Source organism: Micromonospora sp. ATA51, from assembly GCF_016802855.1.
Classification (GTDB): domain Bacteria; phylum Actinomycetota; class Actinomycetes; order Mycobacteriales; family Micromonosporaceae; genus Micromonospora; species Micromonospora sicca.
Genome location: NZ_JAEVHJ010000378.1, coordinates 1 through 5,851 on the forward strand (window position 1 = coordinate 1; position 5,851 = coordinate 5,851).

Annotated in this window: 11 protein-coding genes; 10 read left to right on the forward strand and 1 reads right to left on the reverse strand. The window is 73.9% G+C overall.

What is annotated here, in order from left to right; translation table 11 throughout:
• The 10 genes from JNW87_RS33535 to JNW87_RS33580 all read left to right on the forward strand — a co-directional run.
• Positions 1-465 (forward strand): hypothetical protein (locus JNW87_RS33535; protein WP_238455055.1); only part of this gene is annotated, 465 nt, incomplete at its 5' end.
• Positions 462-899, forward strand: a complete 438-nt coding sequence (locus JNW87_RS33540) for a hypothetical protein (RefSeq protein ID WP_238455056.1) — start codon at positions 462-464, stop codon at positions 897-899. The genes JNW87_RS33535 and JNW87_RS33540, both read left to right, overlap by 4 nt.
• Before the next feature lie 64 nt (positions 900-963).
• A complete protein-coding gene (locus JNW87_RS33545; protein ID WP_238455057.1) occupies positions 964-1,347 on the forward strand; it encodes a hypothetical protein in 384 nt (127 codons plus the stop codon).
• Positions 1,347-1,634 (forward strand): hypothetical protein, encoded by a 288-nt coding sequence (locus tag JNW87_RS33550; protein ID WP_238455058.1) that lies wholly within the window; start codon positions 1,347-1,349, stop codon positions 1,632-1,634. Before JNW87_RS33545 ends, JNW87_RS33550 begins: the two co-directional genes overlap by 1 nt.
• A gap of 121 nt (positions 1,635-1,755) precedes the next feature.
• On the forward strand, positions 1,756-2,676 hold the full coding sequence (locus JNW87_RS41025; RefSeq protein WP_238455059.1) for a PKD domain-containing protein: 921 nt from the start codon (positions 1,756-1,758) through the stop codon (positions 2,674-2,676).
• Between the two features lie 7 nt (positions 2,677-2,683).
• Positions 2,684-3,463 (forward strand): hypothetical protein, encoded by a 780-nt coding sequence (locus tag JNW87_RS33560; protein WP_238455060.1) that lies wholly within the window; start codon positions 2,684-2,686, stop codon positions 3,461-3,463.
• Positions 3,460-4,008, forward strand: coding sequence for a hypothetical protein (locus JNW87_RS33565; RefSeq protein ID WP_238455061.1), 549 nt, complete (start codon positions 3,460-3,462; stop codon positions 4,006-4,008). Before JNW87_RS33560 ends, JNW87_RS33565 begins: the two co-directional genes overlap by 4 nt.
• A complete protein-coding gene (locus tag JNW87_RS33570) occupies positions 4,008-4,262 on the forward strand; it encodes a hypothetical protein (protein WP_238455062.1) in 255 nt (84 codons plus the stop codon). Before JNW87_RS33565 ends, JNW87_RS33570 begins: the two co-directional genes overlap by 1 nt.
• Complete coding sequence (locus JNW87_RS33575) at positions 4,262-5,056, forward strand: hypothetical protein (protein ID WP_238455063.1); 795 nt, start codon at positions 4,262-4,264, stop codon at positions 5,054-5,056. The genes JNW87_RS33570 and JNW87_RS33575 overlap by 1 nt, the downstream gene beginning before the upstream one ends.
• Entirely contained in the window at positions 5,017-5,331 is a 315-nt protein-coding gene (locus tag JNW87_RS33580) for a hypothetical protein (protein ID WP_238455064.1), read from the forward strand. Before JNW87_RS33575 ends, JNW87_RS33580 begins: the two co-directional genes overlap by 40 nt.
• A gap of 44 nt (positions 5,332-5,375) precedes the next feature.
• On the opposite strand, the gene JNW87_RS33585 is transcribed toward JNW87_RS33580, so the two are convergent.
• Positions 5,376-5,705, reverse strand: coding sequence for a hypothetical protein (locus JNW87_RS33585; protein WP_238455065.1), 330 nt, complete (start codon positions 5,703-5,705; stop codon positions 5,376-5,378).
• Positions 5,706-5,851: the final 146 nt, after the last annotated feature.

Consider the following 5,851-nt stretch of genomic DNA (forward strand, 5'->3'; position numbering starts at 1 on the left):
GTCGTCCCGGCCCTGTCGGTGCTGGTGCACGAGGTGTGCGGCCACAGCCCGGCGGCGGCGGTGGCGATGCTGCTGCGCAACGACTGGTCGCGGCTGTACGCCGTGCCGGGCACCGGGCCGACCGGCCACATGGTCGGCGTGCCCTCCGACAGCGTGTACCCGCCGCAGGGCGGCCTGATCGCGAGCGCCCCGGCGGGCGACCGCGAGTGGGCGTACCTGTTCGGCGGCCACCGGCTGCACGTCTACCTCGGGGTGTTCCCCGAGCGCGGCGCGAAGCGGTGGCAGGCGTGGGCGTGCTGGTCGCTGGCCGAGCTGCCGAGCCTGACGCAGATCGACCTGCTGGAGGTCCAGAAGGCGGGCTACGCGGCGCAGTGGCGGGCGTCCGACTACCGCGGCTACATGGAGGCGGTCCGCACCGGCGTGCGGGGCGCCACCCGCATCGGGCTGATGGAGGCCGGCCGGTGAGGGCCCTCGTCGGGCAGCTCGCCCCGGGCGGCGGCCGGTGGTACCGGGCCCGGCCCGTCGACCTGGAGGGCCAGCCCAGCTGGACGCTCGCGCAGATGCGGGCGATGTGGGACGGCCGCTTCCAGGGCAACACGGCGCGGCTGGTGCAGGTCCTGCTGCGCCGGGACTGGTCGGTGCTGGCCGCCACGGGGTGGCCGGCGCAGGTGACGGAGCACAACCCGTGCGAGTGGCGGTACGTGCAGGGCGTCGGGCGCGGCGTCCACGAAGGACGGTGCGGCCGGGCGCTCGTCGGGCAGCTCGGCGAGACGCCGGCCGCCGACGAGCGGTGGCCTACCTGTGGGAGCACGGGCTGGGGGCGCTGCACGTCTACGCGGCGCACCGCGGCCGGTGGCACCACCTGGCGACGCTGCCGCCCGACGTGTGGGCCGAGCTGACGGCGCAGCTGGTGATCGACGTGGAGGCCAGGTTCTGCTGGCTGGAGAGAGGGGAGAAGGCGGCGTGAGCGTCGAGACGAAGGGACCGGGCAGCCAGCCGATCCGGGCGGACGAGCTGGTCCGCCGGGACGAGGTGCTGCTGTTCGGGCAGCTGATCGAGATCGCGGACGTGCAGTCGGTGCGGGAGTTCCCGAGCTGCGTGAACCTGGTGATCCTGCCGCGCGGCGGGACGCCGAGGGAGACGCTGGTGCCCCGGGACACGCTGCTGCTGGGGATGCGGCTGCCCCGGTTGATCCAGCAGCCGTGCGAGGGCTGCCGGGCTCCGATGAAGCTGCCGGTCGACCTGGCGCAGGGCCCGGTGCGGCAGGTGGTGTGCGGCGCGTGCCGTGGCCGGATCGTCGAGGGCACGGCGCGGGTGACGCAGCCCGTCCCGGCCGGGAGGTACTGATGAACGACGTGCTGGCGGCCCTGATGGCCGACAACGACGCCGACCGGGAGAAGTTCCTGAACCGGGAGGTGCTGCGGCACGCGGTGATGCGGCAGATCCTCTGCGAGCGGACGGGCCAGGTCCTCGACGTCCGCACGGCGGTGATGGTGACGTGGATCAAGGGCGACAGCCGCAGCGCCGTGGTGGTGACCGGTGAGGCCTGGGACGAGGTGGCCGAGAGCGTGACGGCGAAGGTGGCCGAACTCGGGGCCGAGCTGGAGGTGATCGACGGCCGGACGCTGAGCTGACGGCCGCAGAGAGCGGGGCCCTGTCTCGGCTACGCTGACGGGGTATTCGCCGCTGGCTGCGGGCCGGGCATGGACCTTCGCTGTTGAGGGACGCCAGATGACCGCAGTGTGCGATACCCCCGTGAAGGGGAAGATGCTCCGGGCCACGAAGCTCGGGGTGTGCGGCGACCCGATCGTAGGCGCCGGAGGCTGGCCGGTCCACGTGACGTCGAAGGGCTTCGTCTCGGTCGAGTACGCGGCCGAGGTCGACGACGGCGAGGAGATCGACCAGAAGGACGCCAACGGCGATCCGCTGGTGTACGAGCCGGCCCGGCGGCGGATCAAGCTGTACAACGTGACGGTGACCTGCGGGCGGGTCGACCCGGAGCTGTACACGCTGTTCACCGGGATGCCGGTGGTGCTCGACGAGGACGGCGACGCGACCGGCATGCGGATCACGTCGGGGGTGAACCTCGACTCGGCGGTGGCGCTGGAGGTGTGGTCGGGCACGCAGCTCAAGAAGTGCGTGGCCGGGTCGTTGCAGCGGCCGAGGTTCGGGTACTTCCTGCTCCCGCAGATCATCGACGGGCAGATCGGGGACTTCACGATCGAGAACGGGGCGGCGAGCTTCACGCTGACCGGCAAGGCGATCGAGAACCCGGGGTGGGGTGTCGGGCCGTACGACGTCTACCTGCGCAAGACGGGCGTCGAGGCGCTGATGGACCCGATGGGCGACCAGGACCTGCTGCACCTCGACTGGACGTACCTGCCGCCGCCGGCTCCGACGTGCGGGCTGACCGTGCGGCCGCCGGAGGGCACCGTGGCGGCGGACCCCGCGGACGCGACGAACATGACGGCGCAGTTCACGGCAACGTACGTGCCGGCCGCGCCGGACAACACGTACTCGGTGGATTGGGGCGACGGGTCGTCGTCCGCCGGGCCGGCCGAGGATGCGACGGTCAGCCACAAGTACGCGGCGGCCGGCACCTACATGGTGACGGTCACGCACACGGCGAGCGGGTCGCAGCGCTTCCGGTCGTTCCTCGCCCCGGCTGGCGGCTGAGGCGGCGGTGGCGCAGCCGGCGCGGACCGGCCCGTGCGACTGGCCGCTGAACACGGCGTACTGCAAGGGCTGGGACCAGCACGACGAGGCGGTCCGGAAGGCGGCCACGGACCTCGCGACCGAGGTTCTGTGGGCGCTGTCCGGCCGCCGGTTCGGCGTGTGCGAGTCGACGGTGCGGCCGGTGCGGCGCGGCGACGGTGAGGCGTGGCGGCGGTGGGAGTCGTGGCTGGACCTGCCGTACGGCAGCGTCGCCGTGGCGTTCTGCGGCTGCCCTGGCGGGGTGTGTGCGTGCGGGGCGGTCGGGCAGGAGCTGAGCCTGCCCGGCCCGGTCGACGCGATCGTGCGGGTGCTCGTCGACGGCCAGGAGGTGCCGGCCGAGGCGTACGCCGTCTACGACCGGCGGTGGCTGGTGCGCACCGACGGCGGGAGCTGGCCGAGCGGGCAGGACCTGACGGCGGCCGACGACCAGCCGGGCGCGTGGGCGGTCACCTACCGGCGCGGGATCCCGGTGCCCGGCGGCGGGCAGGTCGCCGCCGGAGCGCTCGCCTGCGAGGTGGTGAAGGCGATGGTCGCCGACACGACGTGCCGGCTGCCGAGGCGGGTGCAGTCGCTGGTGCGCCAGGGCGTGCAGCAGACGTTCGTCGACCCGGCGCAGCTGGCCCGGGACGGGATGACGGGGCTGCCGGAGGTCGACCAGTGGCTGCGGGTGGTGAACCCGAACCGGCTGCCCCGCGACTCGGTGGTGTGGTCGCCGGACCTGGACCGGGGGAGAAGGAGGACGTCGTGACCGAGCCTGTGGTGGAGCCCGTCGACGAGGTGGCGTGGCCGGTGGCGGTGAAGCTGCGCGAGCGCATCGGCACGGCGCTGGACGGGGCGCTCGGCGGCGCCCCGGAGGTGGTGTCGGTGGTGCCCGGCCGGGACGTGGCGATCGACTGGTGCTGCGAGGGCCAGGCGTGGGTGCGGATCGTGCGGACGTACCCGTCGCTGCCGGGGGAGTTCCCGGCCGGGCGGGGCACGGCGCTCGACGAGGGCGCGGACCCGGGGGCGTTCTGGACGGTGGAGCTGGGCGCCGGGACCGCGCGGTGCGCGCCGAGCCCCGACGACCAGGGGAACCCGCCGACGGCGGCGCAGCTCGAGCGCAGCGCGGCGGAGCTGGCCGACGACGCCGGCCGGATCCGGCGGACGGTGCTGTGCGAGCTGCAGAAGCTGCCGGCCGTCGAGGCGGTGTGGATCGGGGAGCAGTCCAGCGTCGGCCCGTCCGGCGGCTGCGTCGGCCAGGAGGTCCTGGTCGCGGTGATGACGAACATCTGCGTGTGCGAGGAGGACGGCTGATGCGCAAGGGCCAGAAGGTGACGGTGAAGGCGCTGACGGCGATGCCGGGCGTGCCGGACGGGGCGGTGCAGCACCTGGAGTGGGGGCCGCGGCTGGCCACGCTCGTGGAGGCCGGCCGGTACGAGGTGCTGGAGGGTGAGGAGGCCGAGCAGGCGGCGACGGTGGACCTGGAGCCGCCGGACGCCAGCCAGCCGACGCCGGCGCCGACGACGGAGGCCGACGGCGACGGCAGAACGAGGAGAGCGCGCCGCTGATGGCGGTTGTGGTCCGGCCGCGCGTCGACCTGTTCGCCGGCGAGGTGCGCAAGTTGTTGACCGGCCCGACCGGGCCGGTGCTGGCGTTCGTCCGCAGCGTGACCCGGAAGGTGCGGACCCGGGCGGTGCTCAAGTGCCCGGTGGATACCGGCCGGCTGCGGGCGGCGCACCGCGAGGAGGTCGGTGTGCGGGGCGGCCAGGTGTACGGGTTCGTGGAGAACGACGTCGAGTACGCAGCGGCCGTGCACGACGGCACGGGGGCGCACGTGATCCGGCCCCGGCGGCCGGGCGGGATGCTGCGGTTCGAGACGGGCGGCCAGGTGGTGTTCACCAGCCTGGTGAACCACCCGGGGACGCGGGCGCAGCCGTGGCTGCGCGAGGCGATGGAAGAGGTAGCGGTGCCGGAGGGGTTCCGGCTCGTCCGCTCATGGGGAGGAAGCAGGATGCGGGAGTTCACGACCAGCGCGAAGGTGGCGAGGCAGTCCGACGGCGAGAAGAAGCTGCCGGACGTGCCCTTCAAGCTGGACGGGATGGAGATGGTGTGCCGGGCGCCGAAGGACGCGCAGCTGGCGTACCTGATGGCGGCGGCCTCGTCGAGCCGGTCGGAGGCGGACCAGGTGGCGGCGGTGCTCGACTTCTTCGAGCAGACGCTGGAGCCGAAGAGCCTGGCGGTGTTCCGCAAGCGGCTGCTGTCCACGGAGGACAGCTTCGACTTCACCGACGCCATGGGGATCTTCCAGCACGTGTGCGAGGAGTGGTCCGGCCGCCCTATTGGGTCGGGCAGCGCCTCCTGACCCTGGCGGTCAAACGCTGGCCCGAGTTCCACGGGACGCTGCTGCTGCGCACCGGGCGGGAGCCGCTGGACCTGCCGCTGCCGTCGCTGCTGGACGTGATCTACGCCTGGTGGGTGGAGGGCGGCACGGAGAAGGACGTGGCGAAGTTCCGGCAGGCGTTGGAGGCCCCGCCGGCGAGCGCCGATCTGGAGGACCGCGAGGAGTGGTCCGACGAGGAGACTGACGAGTCGTTCGCCCTCGCGCTGGGCGGGATGCAGCGCGCGGCGTCAAGATAGATGAGGGCGGCCCCGGTGCGGGGCGCCCTCGTCCGTGCGCGGGGTCAGCTGCGGAATCCGTCGCCCCGGAACAGGGTAGAGCCGGGATCGCGGCGGGGCAGCTGGCCGGGCGGCGGCAGCTCGCCGGCCGGCGAGCTGGCCAAAGACGGCAGGTACTCGCGCAGGAAGGCGTCGACGCCGGGGATGGCGAGGACGCGGGTCACCGCGGCCGCCACGGCGAGGGCCTGGGCGACGAGCGGCACGGCGTCGATGCCGGCGACGGCGGCGATGGTCGGCAGCAGCGACAGCAGCGCGACCACCGCGGCGAAGATGGTCCGGGCGACGGCCCGCCACGGGTGGCGGGTCTGGGTGCTCGCAGTCACGGGGTTGGTCATGGGTCTGTCCCTCCTCGGGTTGGTCTTGGTCACACACACAGGTCGAGCAGCGGGACGCACACCAGCGCCGGGCTGGGCTGGGGCGTCGGCTTGGGTGCTGGCGGGCCCGGTGGCCCGCCGGGGCCGCGTGGCCCGGCCGGGCCGGG